The organism is Paenibacillus sp. MAH-35, from assembly GCF_058135425.1.
The window spans coordinates 34,615-54,231 of the sequence record NZ_JBYUPU010000019.1; the positions used below are offsets into that span (position 1 = coordinate 34,615).

The following is a 19,617-nucleotide window of genomic DNA, read 5'->3' on the forward strand; positions in this document are numbered from 1 at the left end:
TATGCGGGAAATAGCGGAAACGATATTTCCGCTATGGGGCGATTTCCTGCGTCGATTAACAAATAACGGAAGTGATACTTCCGGTAGAGGGTTGTTAGCTGCAAAAAACGATCACGATCCCAAGGAGGGAACAATGGCTATTTACTTGGTTAGGCATGGTAAAGACGAGGACGGGTTTCGCGGCGGCTGGAGTGGGCGGGGACTCATCGTGGAGGGGTACAGACAATCCGAGAAACTTGGCCGGTATCTTCAGGAAAACCGGGATGTGTACAACATTCATCGGATCGTTAGCAGCGACTTGCAGCGTGCGCTGGATACCGCAAATGAGATTGCCCAATCCCTTGACTTGCCGGTGCATCGCAGCCGCGACTGGAGAGAAACGAACAATGGCCTAATCGCCGGGATGCCGAACGAGATCGTAAATGAACGATACCCCGGCTTGTATTTTTCAAGTTTACGGATGGATGAACGATATCCCGGCGGCGAAAGCCCTATTGAGTTTTTTACGCGAATCCGGGAAACGTTTGAACAATTGTGCGAGGAACAGGCAGCAAGCGATCATCGTGAGCATGTACTCGTAGTTACTCATGGCGGGGTCATTAATGTCATTTATCATGTTCTAAAAAAATTGGAATGGAGCAATACCAACAAATCGTTTCCTGCGGCCAACACCAGTGTTCATAAAGTGGAGCATCGTGATGGGAAATGGCAAGTTACGCTTGAGAATGTCCTTCCGCACCTCTAATAAGTTAGCTCCGTAACGGGCAGCATAGTTCAACCCAAACAAAAGAAAGCGAAAAATTCAGCTATTTCAAGTATCACCGTTGAAAGTCGTTTAAGAAGAACGAGGATAAAACTTAAAGAGGAGATGTATGAAATGGCTGAAGAAGTTGGGGTCGCTCAGAAAGTCGATAGTCCATTTAGCCAGCGGGATAAGGCTAAGATTAAAGCGATGATCACCATTGACATGCATGTTTCCGATTTGAAAAAGGCATTGAATTTCTATGTTGAATTATTAGGCTTCACCTTAGTACGACCACCATTCCATCTCGATCAAGACGTTGAAGACAATGCTATTATTCGAGTCGATGGCGGTCCAAACATTATTCTTGTTAAGAAACCAAATTCACAAAACAATGGCAGATCCCCCATCGTCTTTACCTATCATACCGATGATATAGAGGCTGTATACTCTGTTCTTAGGGACAGTGGCATACGAACGAACGGTTTGACGATGGATGTGGGAAGTGGTTGGAATGTTGCGATCCAGATGGAAATCTGGTTTATGTGCACTCTGATTGATTCCACAGGCCCACAAGTATACCAAAGGCTTTAAGAGTCATACACGGACAAATGAATAGTGATTTGGAGGTAGTGGAAATGGTGAATAGTAACGTAGGAGGTTTTGTATTAGCTAAAGAGATTCTTTCTGTATTTATTTATGTAAAAGATTTGGAAAAGTCGAAACAATGGTATTCGGAAGTACTCGGACTAAATTTTGGTGGTTTTGATGGGAACAGAACGAATCAGTTGGGGGTTGGATTAGTATTATTCGAAAAAGAAGACTTTAGCCCTTGTTCTGAATCTTTATTTGTAATCCAAACCTCTAATCTTGAGGAAAGCTACAACAAGTTGAAGGAATTACGACTGGAAGTTAGCGAAATAAATAGGGAAATCAATTGTTTTAACTTAAAGGATTTAGATGGAAATGTAATCACAGTGTGGCAATAAAAAGTATAGGACTAACTATGAAATCTCAGAGAATGTGGAATGCATTTTAAAGGTTAAAAACGAGGAACGTGCAGATCGACTTAGTAAAGGGGATGCAAGGTCGTCGATTACTTCGACGGCCTTTTTGAATGCTCAAAGAGTGTCAGAAAGCATACCTTTCTGTAAAACGATTTACAGAATATCGCTTCTGTTTTATATGTCGCACCAGCGTAGGCTCGTTAGCAACCGCAGCGAAGAGAACAATTAAAAATTAAGCCGGACTAGCAAAAGATTCCCGCCAGCCGAAGCCAGCGGGGGGCATGCTACCTGATCCCTAACGTTCTCATTACGGAGAATCAGTTACGGTAATAACGAGGTTTACAGTTAATACCGGAGTAACGACTACAGCTTGCGTTGTGACACTCGGACAAGGAACCGTAATATCAAGATCGACCCCAAGTATGGGTAAGAGATCAATAGGACATTGCCTCCTACCTCGGGAAAAGGCACGGCCGTAACCAGATTAACCCCCACCGGAATCGTGACCGGCGAGAGGTGGTACGGTTTGAACGATAGAGGCCAGAGTAATTGTAACCAAGCAAAATGTCGCTGCTCCCATGTTATCACTCCTTTAGGACTTTGCCAGTCCCTAGACGACTGGCCTTTTTTCGCACCGAATGTCCTATCAGGCTCTGCGAGCGCGCACTTGCAAAATGTAGAGCGCAAATACGACGTAACAGAGTCCCCAGGCGACCGAACCCAAATCCGACACAGCAGGGATAAAGTAAATGCCTGGATATACGATGAACAAAATCAGGCTCCAAATGGGATAAACGCGGGCACGGATCGCTGTAAGGCTGAAAACGATCTGCCCGATCAGCGTCAGAATGGAGTTAATGGGCAGCAGCATTGAGATGTAGTTGTGGTCTTCTGGCAATAAACCCAGCATGTTGTTCCAGACGAGCGCTGCCGTCAGCGAACTACTGACGGAGAGAAGCAGCACCGAGATCAAACCGAGAAGACCGCTTCGCGGTGCCTGATACAGGTAAACTCCGATGATGCCGATCCCCATCAACACGCAAGCGACGAATCCGCTAACCAGCTCCGGCATGCTGTCGGCTCCCCAGATGTAGGCGGAAGGCGCCATACAGATTCGTGCGATTCCTCCCAGAAGCGCAACAACGCCTAAAATTCTAATGATTTGTTTTACTTCCATGAAACCGTTCCTCCTCGACGAGTGGTGAAAGATTTGCCGTTCTGCTACGGAACGGCGCAAGCTCCTCATTCATCATAGATCGTGTTCACTTGTACGACCAGTTACCGTTTGTCATCATCTAAGTCATGTATGTCATGATCGCGTTCGTACCTCTACACGCTTCGGGCGGCGTTTGCTGAACTTTAGCCAACTTGATTTCCATCATCATCGTGGATGACCGGAGACTGCTTCGGGAGGGCCAGCAGAGTCCACTATTTTTGGACAACCTTGTCTTTACGGGCAAAGCCGGAGGAGAAGAGCCGGGAGGAGAACCTGGCGGTGAAGATCCAGGTGAAGAACCGGGAGATCCGATCGAGCCGGTCGAGGGATTGTACTTGTTCGATGACAAGCTGGCGGATTCGGTAACGAACAACAGCTGGGGACAGGTCAACCTGGCGGAAGGCTCGGTGAAACGGACAGGCGCTCGTTCGATTCGCTTTACTCCAAACGGAGACGGAGCGTTGTATCTATACAGCACTCAACTGCTGACGGTGAACGACTACGACAAGCTGAGACTGTGGGTGCATGGAGGTTCCGAAGGCGGACAGCAAGTACAACTGGCGCTGACTGCAGGAGGCGTAACGGCCTTCGGACGCCCGCTCGAGCATTGGCTGCCGGAAGGGGCTGTACGATGGTCAGTTCGTCGATCAATCCTGGATTCAAGAGCCAGTTCGACTCATTCCGCGCATGAAAGAAGTCATCGAGCGCAATCAGCCCGGACTGAAGCTGGCGATTACGGAGTACAACTTCGGCAACGGCTTCGGCGTTACGGCGGGTCTGGCGCAGGCGGAAGCGCTCGCGATCTTCGGCAAGGAGGGTGTCGATCTGGCCACACGCTTCGGCAACTTCCATGCGGACACGCCGATCGAGGATGCGTTTAAGCTTTATCTGGATTACGACGGTCAAGGCTCCAAAATCGAAGGAAGCAGCGTCCGCACCGATTCGTCGCGCTATGATGCGGTCGGCTCTTATACGATCGAAGGAAATGACGGCAAGACATACGTACTGCTGTTCAACAAGGACACGTTAAGCCGGGATATTCAGCTCGAGCTGGGTACAGGCTTTGACACTGCGGAGGTTTATGCCTTCGATGCGGTCCGTCGCCTGGCCAAGACCGGCGATCTCGCAGCAAGTGAGACAGGCACTGTGTTGCTAAAGCTGCCGAAACGCTCGGCAACGCTGCTTGTCATGAAGTCTTTGAACTAATTCTGGTTGATGTTGAAGGAGAAACGTTCAAATGGAGTTGAAGCAGCGGCATAAGAGCCTGGCAGTACCATAACCCGTTCATTGTATAGATCCCCGCTGGTTGGATTATTCTTTTCCGGAGCGAAGAAGATTCGTATAAAATGGTGATGAAGTAACCGCTGCTGCCGCAAGACCGATGTGAGAACAGTCGTTCTTCGCAAACGGCGGGGAAGAGATGGTGAGGTGCGTCTAGCATTCTGCCGGGCAGACCACTCCACTCCAAAAAGGGATCGTCTCCTCGGCGGCTTATCGCTGCCTCTGAGACGATCCCTTTCGTTTTACTTGGCGGAGCCTCCGCTCGGAGGCCCGTTTTTGACGACTGGCTTCTTAATGGCCATCTCCGCTTGCTTGAAGTAGTAAGCGGCGCCGATCTGGAAGCCGAGTCCGAAGCCTACGACGTCGCCGGCTCCTTCTACTGCCTTGCCCGATTTCAGAATATGGAACTGTTTGGCCAGTTTATCCTGATCGAAGTCCGTCAGCTTCAGCTTAAGTGAGCCGATGCTGTACTCGAGCTTGGGGAGATCCTTGTTGCTCATCATGCCGCTCAGCACTTCGCCCAATCCGTACGTATACGCTTTGGCGGCTTTGATGATTTGTTCGTAATCGTCCAGCTTTAACGCGAAGGAGCTGACGCTCCAGACCGAAGAACTGACGCCGATAAACGCGCCGGACATGAAAGCCATATAATCGTCGCCCGTCGGAGAAACGGGCTCAAGCGACATCAGGTACTCCGCGAAGCTTCCGTGCTCGCCCGTGTCCGTGACGGAGATGGTCTCGTAGGTGTTCGGGTCGATCTCCAGCCAAGCCCAGCGGCTTTCGCCCTGAATGCTCGCCGGCCGGTTCGGAATCAGCATGATCGCGGGAGAGGTTTTGGCCCGTTCGATGAGCGTGTCCGGGAAGCCGTTTTCCTCCATATACTTCAAATCCTTGTTTCGGTTGTTCCTGAGGCTCAGGAACAGCATCGTATTCTCCGGGCTGCTCTGCCATACGTCCATGAAATCCGTCTTGTCACCCGGCAGCGCGGCGCCTTCGAGCCGGGAGGCGAACAAGCCGCTCATGATGTGAAAGCCGCGGACGGCTTCCTCCGAGCCCCGATGAATCCGATTGGCGCTCTGCTGCAGGTCAACGCTTGTTCGGAACTTCGATTGCGCCCGGTCGTTTCGGATGGTTACGAAAATCACCCGTTCCTTGTCGACGCGTCCCGCAGTAACGTCCAATACCGCTGCGAGTTCGTTTTCGTAGGCGGTTTGATTGGCGATAATCCGATACAGAACGCTTCGGGTATACCAGATGAGCGCGGAGTGGTCATCCGGTTTTTCCGTCGCCTTATGCACCCGGTCGGCCGCTTGCTGAAGCGCTTCGGCTGCTTCGGCGGACAGATCGGGAAGATTGACCGCGACCGTATGGAAGACGTCGGCGATCTCTTCTCCGTCCTTAAGTCGGGTTTCATGCGTGAGTTTCTTCTTCGGCAATTGAACCTCGATGCGCACGCCAACGATTTTCTGTTCGTTAGCGTCGATCAGACGGTTGCCGACGATTTGCAACGTCTGGCTTTCCAGCACGGCGGTATACTTGCCTTCGGAACCGCCCGCGCGGATATCCACCGGCTCGCGGCTCAACTGATCAAGGTCCAGAGCGGCTTCGAGAACACGAACCTCCTCGATTAATGGCTTATCTTGGCCTCCCCCTCCGCCGAGCGCCCCGCCGATGTCCCCGGTGATGCCGCCCACTCCCCGATCCTCTTTCGCTTCGGCCATGAAATAGACGCTGATCGTGCTTTGCGCGGACGTCATCCGCCTGCTTCCCTGACCGCCGGGGAAGAAGGCCAGACCGTCCAGCTCTGACAGGTCTTTCATGAACGGCACGACGAAGATTTTCGTTTTTCCTTGTTCGTCGAGGTAGGACCATGCGGGCAAATGCTTCAGAATTACCGAATCTACCGCGCCCAGCTCCGCAAGCGCCGCTCTTCCCCGATCGGTTACTTGCACCATCCTGAGCGCCGGGCTGTAACCGAGCTTGGCGAGCAGGCCTCCGGTCAGGTAGGCCAAGTCGCCTTCGGTTCCCCAGCCTTGCGCCAACACGGCTTCCGGGGAGCTCCGATAAGTCGAATACGGGTCGGCGGAGGGCAGCCATCTCAGTCCGTTCACCAGTGCCTGGAAGTCGGACCACGTCTTGACCGATTCCAACTGCAGCATGCCGTGAACGGTTGGCAGAGGAGCCGGAATGCCTTCCTTGCGGCCTTGGCCGGCGTCGAAATCGGCCGTCCGCACGGCGTCGGCCGGCACCTTGGCGGCCTCCAGCGTGCGGTGGCGGCTGATCGCTTCCGTGAGCGCCTTCGAGAGCTGGATATCGAATTTCTCGTCCAGAGGCGGCTCCACCCGTTTGACGAGCAGCCCGTTTTCCTTGTAGGTTTCGTTGCCGACGGGAAGGTTCAGGTCGGCGAACAGGTCGGATTGCAGCGTCCAGTTCAGATCCGCTTGATTGTGAGGGAGCGAGAACACGAGCAGCCCGCGCCGCGAGGCGCCGTCGAATACGGACCAATCCTTATCGATGCCAAGCAGCAGTTCGTCGGTAACCGGGTCTGCCTGCAGATCCGAAACCTCGCGTCCTGCCGGCGATTGAACCGGCACAAGCTTAAACGTCTCGCGGAAGCCGGACGATCCGAAGCCGTCGGATTCGTCGGCAACCGTCACGTCGGCTATGACGAAGTTACCGCTGCTGGACTCGATGTCGCGAATGCGAGCCAGCGAGTTGACGACCAGCGATACCCCCTTGTCTGGGAGCATCGCTGTGTTGTCCGCACCTAATGCTCTTGTTGCGTCACCTGCGCCCACATTGTCCGCCGAACCGTCTCTTACCGGAAGCACCGTCGCGCCGCCGAAAAGGTCGACGTATAGCTCCATCGGCATAGCCCCCAGCGCATTCGGCGTCTGAAAGGCCAGGCGGGCTTTGTTGGAAGACCCGGGACCGAACATGACGGGTCGCAGCAAGCCGTGAGGCAGCAGGGCGGTGGCCGTATGAACGGGGATAAGAAAAGGGCCCTCGGCTGTTATGATGTTCATATAAAACCGATCCTGCGGGTTCAGCTTCAGATCGGCCTGAACCAGGGATTTCAATTCGGCTTCCACGATTTTGAACACGCTCGTTTTGCGGGTCAGCGCGACCTTCTCGATATGATCCGTTTCACCGAATGCCGTCAAGACCAGCTCGAACGTATCCGAAAGCTTGCCTGTGGCGCTTTTCGGCATGCCGGCCAATACGGCGGGCTCCTCCCTCGGCAGGGAACCTACCAAGGTGAGCGATATATGCCCGTATTCGACGTCGTAGTAGTGGACGGAAGCCCGTTCAATCTCTTCGTCGGGTACGAGAAATACTAGCATTCCTTTAACGCTCTCGCCTTTTTTGACCGTGATGTCTCCTTGTCCGGGAGGCGCCAGCGGCTGTTCCGTCAGCCAAGTGGCCGTCGAAGCCGGATAAGTGCCCGCGCCGTTTACGTTCATGAAGAAATGCGAAGCGAAATCCGGAATCAAGTAGTCGGCTCCGCCCGGGTGAGCGTTTGTGAGCTCCATCTCGATAGCGGCAAAGCTGCGTTTCGCCGGCGCATCTACACCTTTCAGCTTTTTGAGGAAGAGAAGCTCCCGGGCCGTCCATTCGACCGCTTTGTTTTTCCCTTGGCTGTTCAGCGGAACGCGCTTGTAGATTTTGACCTCGTCGCTCGGCAGATCGCGTCCGTAGACGAGCGCAGCTGTTGCCTGTTCGTATTGCGCGACCTTCTTGCCCGTCTCGAAGCCGATCGTCTGGAATTCGACCTTGTCGCCTGCGTCAAGCAGCACGGGGAAATCGACCAATCGATCGTCTGAATAAATACGAGCTCGGCCGTCATCCGATTCGTTGCGGACGGCGAGCATCAGCGGGATTTGCTCGGAAGGCCGCTTCTGGACTTCAGCAAGCGCATCTTGGAACGCTTTGGCCAATATGGCCGGGTCTTCCGAGATCACGTACTTGCCTCCCGATTTCTCCGCCGCCCACTTGAACGCTTCCGCGCTGTCGTCCGTACCGAGGCCTACCCACAGCACCTGGATGCCCTCTTCTTTAATACCGGTCAGCATCTCTTCGAAAAAGGCCTTTTTGCTCTCTTCGACATCAAGCGCCGCATCGGTCAAGTAGACAATAACGCGCTTTTCGGAAGGGATTTGCTTGATCGAATTGTACGTCACGTAGACGGAATTCAAAATGTCGGTTCCCCCGACGGCCTTCAGGTTGCCCAGCGCCTGCATCAGTTCAGACTTGCGAGAGGTGAACACCTGATCGAACTTCAGCTTCGCGGAGAAGCTGAGCAACTGCATCAAGCTATGCTCCGGAAGCTGTCCGACGAAGTCGTGGAACAGATGCTTCACCTTATCGATCCGGTAAGCGCCGTTGCCCGAAGCGGGATCGACATCCATCGATCCGCTTACGTCCAGCGTCATAGCGATGACCGGAACGTCGGACGGAGATTGCTCCTTCGGCCGCTCGTAGGTGAGCTCGAACCGATTGCCCAGCCTGTCGTTAATGGCGGCGAACACATGCTTCAGCGCAGCTGTATCCTTAGCGGGATAATACGTTCCTTCCGACATCGCTGCCAGCTCCAACAGCGTGGAGTTATCGTGATCCGGACCGAAGCCGATCGAGTAGATCGGAATGCCGGAATGCCTCACAGCTTGCTCGACATCGCCCTTGCTCGCCTTGCTGCCCGTTCCCGCCTTCTCGGTGTTGCTGTCCACTCCGTCGGTGAACACGACCAGCGTCGGCCGCTGCTTATCGTTCAGCAGGTTCAGTCCCTCAATCACCGAATCGTACAGCTTGGTATGTCCTAGCGCCTTGATCTGACCAAGATTCGCCAGTACATCCTTCTTACTCGTGCCTTCCAACACCCGAATCTGGGAATCGAAATCGATCACCTGGATATAGGCGTTGTCCGGCAGCCCTTGAATAAAGGCGCGGGCAGATTCCAGCACTTGCTCCATCGACATTGACATAGAGCCGGAGGAATCAAGCGCCAATACGACGCTAGGCGGCGTCTCGATCCGATCGAGCTTGACCGGCTGTCCCGGCCTGCCTCCCTCTACAATATCGATATCCTTCATATCGGGCGTAAATTTGGGGTTTTGGGAATCGAGCAGCATGAAGGTAACGCGGGCCTGATTGCCCAGCTCGACAGCTTCTTCGATTTTCAGCTTGCTCTCTTCGCCGCTGGCGTCTCCAATTCCGTCGTTCCGATAGGCGCTCTGCAGCAGCGGCTTGATCTCCAGCTCCGTCATCTCTCCCGCGCTGACGGGAACCAGCCTCGTATTCAGAGGGGGGCGATTTTCCGGCTGTGCCACGACGTTCCAGAAGCCGGAGGGCAGCCAGAACAGCGTGTCTCCTTCCGGCGTCTTATCGCCTTTCAGATGAAGCTCGGGGTGGGTCAATGTGACTCCCGGAGGCGCTTCGACTTGGATAAGGTCCAGCGCATTCCCGCGAACCTTGAGCGCTCCCAGCCGTTCCCCGTCTTTGACCGGACGGATGTCCTCCCCTTCGTCAAGCGTGAAGACAATTTCCTTCGGGTCGGTATCCGGGCTCCAGGACAGCTTCCACAGCAAGGGGGCGGACGTATCCTGGGGAATATCGCTCAGCGTATAATGATTCGTTTTGTAGGCGAACAGCTCTTGAATGTATGACAGATCTCTACGGTACTGCCCTTGCGAATACGAGCCTTTGCCCGACAGCCGAACATGGCCTCCTGCCAGATCGACTTTGAAGCTCTGGTACTTGTGCCGTTCGTTGTCCGTCATGAAATAGATTTCCTGATTCGGGTAAGACGATGTCTGGAAGGAGACGGATTCTCCATGCTTCAGACGAAGCTCCTTGTATATCTTCAACAGGTATCCCTCGCCGCTCTTCGAAGCGACTCCCCACCAGGCGGTTCCCTCCGGATCGTCCGCGCGAAGCACCCAACTGCCTTCGGAGGCGCCCATATAATATTTTCCGCCGAGCTCGGTAACGTACAGCCGCAGATCCTCCCAGGGGTCGGTTTGCGAATCCTTCCATTGCACCTGCAATTGCCACAGATCCCCGCCGGTGATTCGGGACATTTCCATGTTTTCTTCATCGACGTATTTCAGCTCCTGGGTCTGATTCGGAGTGTAATTGACGGATTGATAGTTGTCTTGGGAGCCGAACGGATTCAAGTAGGGGATCGCGATATCCCACTTGCCGATCGGATACGTCTTTCTGCGCGGCAAATCTTTGACGGCCTCTGCTCTTCCGGACGGTCCCGGAGCGACGGATTCGACGACCGTGCCGAGGGGGCCGCGGTTATTCTTGACCCATACGACAATAGCGCCAAACGCCAAGAGCGCGCCGACGAGAAGAAGCAAGGCGATCTTGGCGTTCTTATTGGCAAGCAAGCTTTTCATGGACTGTCTTTCCTCCGTTCCCGCTCAATCCGTCGCCGAAAAAGTATGCCCGCAGGACGGACAGAACCGGGCATCCAGCGGGGACGCTTTGCCGCAGACACAGTCTTTTTCGTTCGCGATCGTTTTGATTTGTTTTTTGTTCTCCTCGATTTCGTGTTCCAGCCGTACGATTTCCGCTACGTCTGATTGATAATCCGATTCCGCGACCTCTTCCAGCCGACCGACCGCCTTCAGGAAAAACAGACGGCCGATGCTCTGATGCAGCTTTTCGATTTCCTTCTGTTTATTGCTGTTCTGCAGTTTGAGCTTGTTGACCTCCACGACGATTTTCGCCTTGCTGCCAGCTTCCGAGAAGCCCGATTTCACTTTGTCCATGAAGCTCATGTCCATTCCTCCCAAGAGATAAAGGTTTATTACGTTCATTGTAAAAGAATGCCGAGACACCCCCTAGTTACAGGCTGTCACCTTTTTTGTCATCTCCATTGATTGTTTCAACATAAGGAGATTCGGCAGCGGGCGATGACAATGATGTGACAACTCCAATGACATCTTGTAACTGGCGTCCGGTTATCAAAAGGAATACGATGAAATCGAATTTCGCTTACAACTGCAGATGTAGGAGTGCTGCGGATTTTTGACGAGGAGATGGGAGAATGGGAAAGTATTCAGCTAAAGCGGTCATTTGGCTCTCCATTCTGATTCTTGTCCTTGCCTGCACGGCATCGTTCGCCATGGCCAAGGAAGATGAGGTGGAGGTTTATTTTAACGGGGAGCTGCTTGCATTTGCCGATCAACAGCCGGTGATCCAAAACGGGACGACACTCGTGCCGTTTCGCGCAATATTCGAAGCACTAAGTTATGAAGTCGAATGGAACGGCGAGGAAAGGAAAGCGATTGGGATAAAAAAAGGACTGGAAATCGAGCTGACGATCGACAGTCTGACCGCCAAAGTCAACGGCCAAGCAGCGGAGCTGTCCGTGCCGCCGCAAATCATCAACAATCACACGATGATTCCGCTGCGATTCGTTTCGGAGAACAGCGGCTATGACGTAATTTACTCACAAGAATCCGGCACGACAGTCATCTGGATCGGCACAGGTGCGCCTGCCGGCAATACGGCGGGCGAAACGGGTGATCAGGCGGAGCCTTATGTCGTGAAGGGCAAAGTCGTCAACCCGCAAGGCGAGCCGATCAAGGGCGCTTTGATCACGATCGACAACCAACTGCTGTACAACAGCAATTCGCAAATCAAGACGGACGCGAACGGACAGTATCGGATCGAGCTGACAAAAATGGCGGCGACTTATAAGGCGTATGCGGAATATTCGATCATGTACGAGGGTGTGAAGCATAGCGTCGATTTGATTCCCGATGACGATAGTCCGTTCGCCGGCAACGAGGGCGCGGTCCGCAATTTTACCGTCAAACTCGATAGCTCGATCGGAACGGGCGGAAGCGCGGAAGTGCTGTTCTATATGATGGATCTCATTCATCCGCTCGACCCCGTCGCCGAGCCGCCGAACCGGGACGACGTCACGCTGACGCTCGAGCCGGAGGGCAAGATGCTGGACGGAACCTCGGGCAAGAAAATCGTCAGCAAGGGCAGCCGGTCGAACAACGGTTACGGCGTGCATAACGTGCCGATCGGCAAGTACAAAGTAAGCGCGGTCTATGCGCCTCCCGGAGCCGAGCCCCAGCACATGCTGATCAGGGTTGTGAACCCGGGTCAGGATGATCCTTTTCATCCATCGGTCGTCGCCGGCTTCCAAAGAGTCACAGACAAAATCTACAAAATGGAGCTTGAGCTGAAGCTCGATGTCGTCAAGCCGCCGGCCGAGGACCCGTCGGAGATAGATTGGGACGCGGTCTACGATATTAATGGCAATCGGATAGATCAGAACAAGGAATGGAACTGGTAACGGTCCGAATACAAAAAAGATGGGAGAGCGTAAAATGAAGAACAGGCAAAAATGGAGTATAGCTTTGTCCGCCGTCATGCTGATAGCCATGATTTTCGCGACAGGCTGCTCGAAGGTCGAAAAGGCAATCCAAGAGGCCGAACAGGGAACGACGACAATCACAAAGGGAAACGGCGAGGAGATTAAGCTATCCAGCAAAGCGGACATCCCGGATTTGTTCCCGTCCGACGTGCCGATTCCGGACGAGATTCAAGTTACGTCGTCTATCGGCGGCAAGGATTCCGTCACGCTGACGATCGAAACGAAGATGCCTTACGATGACGTAGTCAAATTGTATTACGACTATACGAAGCGAGCCGGCTACTCGGAGGTTCATAAGCTGGAGGACAAGGATTTTATCAACTACTCGTCCAAGAAAGGCATGGAACGGTTCGTATTTACGCTGCAGAAAGATCTGGAGGACAAAAAGATCGTTACAGGAGCTCTGGTCTATTCGAATAAGCCGGAGACCGAACAATAAACGAAAATCCATTCTAAACGACGGAAAGGAAAATGAACAATGAACGTCGAAAATCCGGAGCTTCAAGCCGAACCGACGGATGTCGCCAACAACAAAGGGATGGCGATTCTGGCCTATATTCTCTTTTTTATCCCTCTGCTCGCGGCCAAGCAATCGAGGTTCGCGATGTATCATGCCAATCAAGGGCTGATCTTGTTTCTGGCGTTGGTTGCCGTCAATATCATCAGCACGATCGTCCCGGTTATCGGCTGGCTCTTGATCGGCCCGCTCGCGAATCTGGGTTTATTCATTCTCGCAATCCTAGGAATTCTTAATGCGGCCGGGGGAAGATGCAAGCCGCTTCCGCTCATCGGAAGCTTCCGTATCATCAAACACTAATCGAAAACCGCGTCTCACGGACCGCCGCTTTTTTCCTTAAGGAGAATAGCGGCGTTTTCGTGACTGTAGCAGGGGTTTAAAGATCACCCCGGCTGGATTGACTGCCGCTGAACAGCGCGCCGACCAGCGCTCCGTGAACGGCGCCGTGAAATCGCGGCTCTTCAGCTTTACAAACGAACATATGTGCGATAACATGAATTCTAATGGTATATTATACCAATCATCATGGGGAGGGTAATAAATGGATGTTCACATAGTTACGCTTAAAGAATTCCACATTATCGGACCGATGATTACTACAAAAATTTCTGAGGATCGGATATCTGGCCTATGGGGCGAATTCGAGCGGAGAAGAGATGAAATCAAAAATCGAACAGATCCTTATTCCGCATATGGTTTGAGTGAATACAGTCCAAACCCGCATGAAAGTTTTAATTATATAGTTGGTTTTCCAGTACATAACCTCGATGATATCCCTGATGGCATGATCGGAAGAACGATCCCGATGCAACAATATGTACTATTTGTATATACAGGCAACAGTATTGGCGAAGTGTATACATATTCGGACAAATGGTTTTCTACATCAGAATATAAATGGGCAAAAGCACCTGACTTTGAGCTCTATGACGATCGATTCGCGGATGGTGATGATGGAAAGAAAACGATTTCGCTCTATATACCAATTACAAGGAAATGAGATTCTTGTTAAGTACTTGTTTTTCTTGAGTTACGACGGGTACGTTAGCTCGCCGACGCAAGAGAGTTTGCGGTCAAGTTTTTAGGAAGTTTCTGGGGGGAATGGTCAGGACAATCCGTTCTGGAGAAACATGGCAGATTGGGCAGCATTGTATTATGGGAAAACCGCGGATGCACTTTGGCCAGATGAGGTCCATTTTTCCTTTTCCACATGGCGGCGAGCCGAATGGGCTGTTTTCCCTTGCGAAGGCAGCGGACGAAAGGAGTCATCACGCCTTCATGCGGTTTGTGGGCGCGGCGATGTGGCATCTAATAGTTGAAGGATTCTAACAAGGAGAGGATCAGAATGGTTGAAGAGGTAAAAGAAGAGGAACTGCCATAGAAACAAGAGTGGAGACCATTATTTGCCATCATCTGATCCAAAGAGATCCCATGAATGGTTCGATCATTATTTTGGATTAAACAATAATGGATGGACGAAACTCCGTGATGGAACTTTAATTTTTATTAAGTCGAAAGAAAAACCGCATTTGAATTTTATAACGGAGCGATGGCCGGGTCATATCAGAGAAAAAGAAGGCGAAGGTCCGGAGTTTGAAATGTTTGTACTTTCGTTTGAAGTGGAACATACGGAAAAGATCTATCAATCCATGAAAGAAGCCGGTGAACGTGTTGAACTGATCGATAATGGTGGTAATGGTGTTGAGATTCATTTCTACGATCCGGATGGAAACAAGTACAGTACATGGGAATTACAGGTGATGGTGAAGACGAATACTGAGGGAGCCAATAGCACGAATTGGAAAGATAGATTCGAGTTTTGTAATTGTTGTTTAGATGTGATGTTGATACATTTTTGAATAAAATTATTGAGGATGCGCCTGGGGCAAGGCACCCACGTATTCAGATTGTTGATCACGACAAATTACGCGAATCCGACCCGGAAGGATTAGAAAAGCTTTTAGAAACATTAGGGCAGTTTACTGAGCAGCATCCGGAACATACATTTCGGTTCGTTTATGGAGAGTAGGGCAATTCACGAATGTTTCATCTATTAAGGTGATGTTTGGGCTCATATTTTTTTACATTTGGGGATGGTGCCTGTATGGACAAAAATTCTGTTTCTAGAACAAACATAATAGGCGGTAGTGAGGTTATCGCCATCTCGGTTGACATGGATAAGAGTGTTATTCATGAGACAAACAGCTTATTTTGGGATACAAAAGGAAATGATGTTTTAGGAGCAACCTCACTTCCTCTTTATGGAGCATTTGTCTCTGAGGAAAATTGTCAACTTTTTGGCGATGTCTCAGGAAAAAAGATGCTGGAAATAGGTTGTGGAAGCGGTCATTCTTTGCAGTATTTGGGGGAACGTCAAGCATCTGAACTATGGGGTATGGATCTATCAGAAAACCAAATCGAAAGGACAAAGCAACATTTGACGGAGTGCGGTCTTTCAGCAAAATTAATCTGTTCTCCCATGGAAGAAGAATGTGGCATACCCGAGGATTACTTTGACTTTGTTTATTCGGTTTATGCTATAGGCTGGACAACCGACCTTGAGGGTACTTTTCGCCGGATTGCTTCATACCTAAAAAGAGGTGGCGCTTTTATTTTCAGTTGGTCCCACCCTATACACAAATGTGTTGTTGAAGAGAATAATACTTTTGTTTTTAAAAAATGTTATTTTGACGAATCCTGGTATTCGTCATCTCTTGAAGAAAGTACGCTAACATTATCTGACCGTACATTATCAACCTATGTGAATGCGTTGGCAAAGTCGGGCTTTTTAATTGAACGAATGATTGAGCAATCTGATGATGAAATTATCCAATCGCGGGGTAACAGCAAATTTGCAAAAAAAGCAAAAATGCTTCCTGTAACTTTTGTAATCAAAGCAAGAAAACTATAGTATCCGATCTCTTAATCAAGAAATGTTTAATAAATCATGTAGGTCCAATACATGATGATAGGTGATGAACAAATTGATATCAGAGGGCTTTACAATATCACATCACACGCCCAGCTTGCAGCTATTGCCTTCTTAATTCGAAAAATCGCTATAAGAAATCAGGATCGCCTCATCTTTCTTCATGAAAAGATCAAAAAAGCACTCGAAGATATGGAGAGAGAAGGAGTGGATCTTGTATTTTCTTCCTTTTTCCCTGATTTCGATAGATGGCTTGAATTACTAAGAATTAATGAAGTATTAGCTGTCATCAACCGAATGAAACATTTGAATTTTATTCAGCCTGAGCCCTCTGAACACCTCTAATCACGACATGAAGAAGGACCGCGAGAGCGGTCCGTAGCTCGAACGCGATTCGTCACGCGCTTCCTGGGTTCGATAGGGAAGTAGCTAGATCCGATGCGCTTTTCTGAAGGCGGTCGGCGTGACTCCCATATGCTTCTTGAAGATGTAGCTTAAATAATAGGCGTTCTGGTAACCAATGTATTCCGAGATTTGATCAAGTGTCATGGTTGTTTCCAGCAGCAGCTGTCTCGCTTTTTCCAGACGCAATTCGGTCAACAACCGGATCGGGGTTTGTCCGAAGCTAGCTTTAAACTTCTGGCATAGCCGTGCTGGACTTAGTCGCAATTGTGCAGCAATGTCCTTCAGATCAACAGTCTCAAAGGCATGTTTGCGAATGAGGGCGGAGGCTTCGTTCATGATCGGCTCTGGTTGTTTGCCAGCTTGCCATTCTGCCGGCCAAGGCCATTTGCTGCACTCCCTCCCATATGACAACCAGATATCCAGCATATAGTGACCGCACAGCCACAGCTTCACTTCCTCACTGAGTCCTTCGGATTGCTTCATCAAGGAATAATTGCTTGCCAACCGCTTCGTGTCGGCGATACTCGTTTTGCCGACAAACCGGGACGGTTCCGCCTGTCCCACTCTCACCAAGTCGTTGATCCGCCATTGAACCCGAATCGCAAAAAAAGTAAGCGGCGAAATAACGACTCTGCGCAGAACCGTATTTGCCGGACAAATGATCAAATCGCCGAATGCGGCAATGCCTTTCTCATCGTTAAATTCATACTGGAACGACCCGTCTATGACGGCGAAAATGGTCCACTCCTTGCAGGTATCCTCGTAAAACAAAAATTTGTCTTTTCGCTCCCAATATCTACAGTAGGTGAGCTGGGGAATCAGAACATTTCGACCCTCTTCGGTATGCAAGATCGGCTCCTCCGTTCTGCGAGAGTACTTCACTAGCCTTAACATGATCTGAGACTGATTGTATCATACGATCGATTCTTTAGGGCATGATCCAGGAAGATCATCCAGGCGTTGCCCGGCCGACAGTTATCCCCTCCCTGCCTAGGAAGGGGCTTCTCTCGGAATTCCGTTAAAATTTATATATAGTCTGGTTTAATTCTCTTTATTTTAAAAGCAATCGGGTTCAACTATGCTGAAAGCAGGATCTGCTTGCTCGTTTTGTGTAAACGCTTACCGGTTCTTGGAACCAAAAACCACAGATCGGAGGTCTACAATGAATCAAGAGAAAGAAATCGGCACACAGCAAGAAGTTGACGATTCGGGAACGGTCAGCGGCAGCAGAAGAAAGCTGCTCGCATCGATTGGCTTGGCAGGCACGGCTTTGGTCGCGGGCAGTCTGTGGAGCGCCGCGAATGTCCAGGGGAAACGGGTGACAGAAGCGGTATACGGGGCGGAAGAGGAGGGGTGTTGTTGGCCCAAGGTGACGATTGCCGAGCTGCGTTCCTTGTCTGCGGCTCCTGCGGAATTTTATGTTGTGACCGATCCGGGCCAGGAGGGCGTGTTCCGTTTCGATCCGGCCGACGGGTCGAGCGCGGATGACACCGGTATGGTAATCGTCTCGGCTACAGGAGCACGGTTCAAACGCATTTTCCAGGGAGCGTTCAACGTAAAATGGTTTGGGGCGAAAGGCGACAACGCGTCTGACGATACACAGTCCATACAAGCGGCTGTGGATGCCGCGCAGAACCGGGGGTCAGTCGTCTACTTTCCGTCTTCCGATTTTTATTTGATCTCAAGCCCGATCCTGATCGATTCCAGTAAGCGAGGGATTCGGCTGATCGGGGACGACTATAACCGCCGGGTCCATTCTTCCGTCATTCGTCCGCATGCTTCCGTCACGGCGTCGGCTCCGCTCGAAGCAATCTTCAAGTTTACGGATACCGCGGTGGGGAATCAGTTCGAATTTTCGAATCTCGACATTTCCGGAGACAACAAGACGAAGTATGGGATATATTCCAAAAAAATCGCACATTCGCTGTTCCGCCGGATTTCCATCAAAGGAACGACCTTGGCCGCGCTTGCTATCGGCTACGGCTGGTGCAATGACGTCGAGACATGCGAAATATCTTACAACCGCGGCGATGGCATCCAATTGGTTGATGGTGAAGTGAACGTCTTCAATGTTGTGAATACGAAAATATTCACGAATGACGGCATCGGCATCTATTTGTCCAGAAAAGCGCTTGGCGTCCGGATCAACGGCTGCAATATCGAAGGAAACAAAATATGCGGCGTTTTCGCCCGCAATTCGATCATGCCCTTCGATCTGTCCGACAACTATTTCGAAAATAACGGCTCGGTCGGCTATTCGTTTACGAATCCGGAGAGGCTGGTGAAAGCGCAGATCATTATTAACGGCACGGTCGCAGCGGCCACGGTCGGCAACACGCAGCCGGTCAGCTCCATCCGGATCGTCAATAATTTCGCCAGTCTACGGGATGCCGACTGCTTGGTAGCTTGCTATTCCGCCAAGCTGGGGCTGGAGATCGGCAACAACAGCATCTCCCGATCGAGCGCTCCTTTCAAAGCCTACACGCTGCTAAGAACAGGGACGAGCAGGACCGGAATGGGAGCATGGGTCAACAATCTGAAGATATACGGGAACGGCGTCGCTTACGACGAAACGTACGCTTCGCTGACGAATTTGCAAATCGAGGACTTGGCCGCATCGAAGACACACCTCCATAAGGCTGAAATTCAAGGCGTCGCGAGGGTAAACTACTCGCCTGGTCTGGAACAATTCGTTCCCGTCACAACGGGAAGCGGATCGTTTGCTTTGTCGAGCGCCACCTACCGCACCTACGAGGCGTTTGAACTGTCCGGGGCCGCCAATACGAGCGACTGGGGGTTCACCATCGATTTGGCGTTGTATCCGGAGTTAGCGAGCAAGTACGTTTATTTTGCTTTTTATGCGAGGGCTTCAGAGGTGTCAACGGGTGCTGCGGCCTATTCCAGTCAATTGGGTCCGAGCACAACAGCCTATTTTGAGAATACGGATTGGCAGCTCGTCTCCTACGTAGACTTATTGCCGTCCTCGGGAACGGTTTCCTTCGGTATACGGAAACGGTCTGTCCATGCAACCAGTCTCGTCTATGTCGCCCATCCGGTATTGAGCGAGGTTGGGGTACCGTACGAATGGTACTGAACGCGGGACTGCGGGAATTGAAATA

The 19,617-nt window shown here is 51.3% G+C and carries 16 protein-coding genes; 12 read left to right on the forward strand and 4 right to left on the reverse strand.

Annotation, left to right across the window (positions count from 1 at the left end):
• Window position 1 precedes the first annotated feature (1 nt).
• The 3 genes from AC3Y2E_RS19875 (at window position 2) to AC3Y2E_RS19885 (ending at window position 1,731) form a co-directional block, all read left to right on the forward strand.
• Window positions 2–745, forward strand: coding sequence for a histidine phosphatase family protein (locus AC3Y2E_RS19875; protein WP_379213383.1), 744 nt, complete (start codon window positions 2–4; stop codon window positions 743–745).
• A gap of 132 nt (window positions 746–877) precedes the next feature.
• Window positions 878–1,336, forward strand: a complete 459-nt coding sequence (locus AC3Y2E_RS19880) for a VOC family protein (RefSeq protein WP_379213385.1) — start codon at window positions 878–880, stop codon at window positions 1,334–1,336.
• 44 nt (window positions 1,337–1,380) lie between these two features.
• A complete protein-coding gene (locus tag AC3Y2E_RS19885; RefSeq protein WP_379213387.1) occupies window positions 1,381–1,731 on the forward strand; it encodes a VOC family protein in 351 nt (116 codons plus the stop codon).
• Window positions 1,732–2,395: 664 nt separating this feature from the next.
• Here AC3Y2E_RS19885 and AC3Y2E_RS19890 read toward each other — a convergent pair.
• Window positions 2,396–2,926 (reverse strand): hypothetical protein, encoded by a 531-nt coding sequence (locus AC3Y2E_RS19890; RefSeq protein ID WP_190931512.1) that lies wholly within the window; start codon window positions 2,924–2,926, stop codon window positions 2,396–2,398.
• Window positions 2,927–3,652: 726 nt separating this feature from the next.
• Between AC3Y2E_RS19890 and AC3Y2E_RS19895 the strand changes: the two genes are divergently transcribed.
• Complete coding sequence (locus AC3Y2E_RS19895) at window positions 3,653–4,171, forward strand: hypothetical protein (protein WP_379213389.1); 519 nt, start codon at window positions 3,653–3,655, stop codon at window positions 4,169–4,171.
• Window positions 4,172–4,488: 317 nt separating this feature from the next.
• On the opposite strand, the gene AC3Y2E_RS19900 is transcribed toward AC3Y2E_RS19895, so the two are convergent.
• Together AC3Y2E_RS19900 and AC3Y2E_RS19905 are read right to left on the reverse strand one after the other, a co-directional pair.
• Window positions 4,489–10,647, reverse strand: coding sequence for a VWA domain-containing protein (locus AC3Y2E_RS19900; RefSeq protein WP_379213391.1), 6,159 nt, complete (start codon window positions 10,645–10,647; stop codon window positions 4,489–4,491).
• 24 nt (window positions 10,648–10,671) lie between these two features.
• Entirely contained in the window at window positions 10,672–11,031 is a 360-nt protein-coding gene (locus AC3Y2E_RS19905) for a zinc ribbon domain-containing protein (RefSeq protein WP_190931509.1), read from the reverse strand.
• A gap of 269 nt (window positions 11,032–11,300) precedes the next feature.
• Here AC3Y2E_RS19905 and AC3Y2E_RS19910 point away from each other — a divergent pair, with 269 nt between their 5' ends.
• From AC3Y2E_RS19910 to AC3Y2E_RS19940, 7 genes are all read left to right on the forward strand, one after another.
• A complete protein-coding gene (locus AC3Y2E_RS19910; RefSeq protein WP_379213394.1) occupies window positions 11,301–12,566 on the forward strand; it encodes a stalk domain-containing protein in 1,266 nt (421 codons plus the stop codon).
• A gap of 34 nt (window positions 12,567–12,600) precedes the next feature.
• The gene (locus tag AC3Y2E_RS19915; protein WP_332073168.1) at window positions 12,601–13,086 is read left to right on the forward strand and encodes a hypothetical protein; all 486 of its coding nucleotides are present in this window, start codon (window positions 12,601–12,603) and stop codon (window positions 13,084–13,086) included.
• Between the two features lie 39 nt (window positions 13,087–13,125).
• The gene (locus AC3Y2E_RS19920; protein ID WP_379213396.1) at window positions 13,126–13,464 is read left to right on the forward strand and encodes a DUF4870 domain-containing protein; all 339 of its coding nucleotides are present in this window, start codon (window positions 13,126–13,128) and stop codon (window positions 13,462–13,464) included.
• Window positions 13,465–13,705: 241 nt separating this feature from the next.
• A complete protein-coding gene (locus AC3Y2E_RS19925) occupies window positions 13,706–14,164 on the forward strand; it encodes a GyrI-like domain-containing protein (RefSeq protein ID WP_379213398.1) in 459 nt (152 codons plus the stop codon).
• Between the two features lie 403 nt (window positions 14,165–14,567).
• Window positions 14,568–15,023 (forward strand): VOC family protein, encoded by a 456-nt coding sequence (locus tag AC3Y2E_RS19930; protein WP_379213400.1) that lies wholly within the window; start codon window positions 14,568–14,570, stop codon window positions 15,021–15,023.
• A gap of 245 nt (window positions 15,024–15,268) precedes the next feature.
• Window positions 15,269–16,075 carry a class I SAM-dependent methyltransferase gene (locus tag AC3Y2E_RS19935; protein WP_379213402.1) on the forward strand — a complete coding sequence of 269 codons (807 nt, stop codon included), beginning with the start codon at window positions 15,269–15,271 and terminating at the stop codon, window positions 16,073–16,075.
• Window positions 16,076–16,126: 51 nt separating this feature from the next.
• On the forward strand, window positions 16,127–16,438 hold the full coding sequence (locus tag AC3Y2E_RS19940; RefSeq protein ID WP_379213404.1) for a hypothetical protein: 312 nt from the start codon (window positions 16,127–16,129) through the stop codon (window positions 16,436–16,438).
• An 84-nt stretch (window positions 16,439–16,522) separates the two neighbouring features.
• On the opposite strand, the gene AC3Y2E_RS19945 is transcribed toward AC3Y2E_RS19940, so the two are convergent.
• Window positions 16,523–17,347: a helix-turn-helix domain-containing protein gene (locus tag AC3Y2E_RS19945; protein WP_379213406.1), complete on the reverse strand. Its 825-nt coding sequence runs from the start codon at window positions 17,345–17,347 to the stop codon at window positions 16,523–16,525.
• Window positions 17,348–17,660: 313 nt separating this feature from the next.
• On the opposite strand from AC3Y2E_RS19945, the gene AC3Y2E_RS19950 reads away from it, so the two are divergent.
• Window positions 17,661–19,592: a putative phage tail protein gene (locus AC3Y2E_RS19950; RefSeq protein WP_379213409.1), complete on the forward strand. Its 1,932-nt coding sequence runs from the start codon at window positions 17,661–17,663 to the stop codon at window positions 19,590–19,592.
• Window positions 19,593–19,617: the final 25 nt, after the last annotated feature.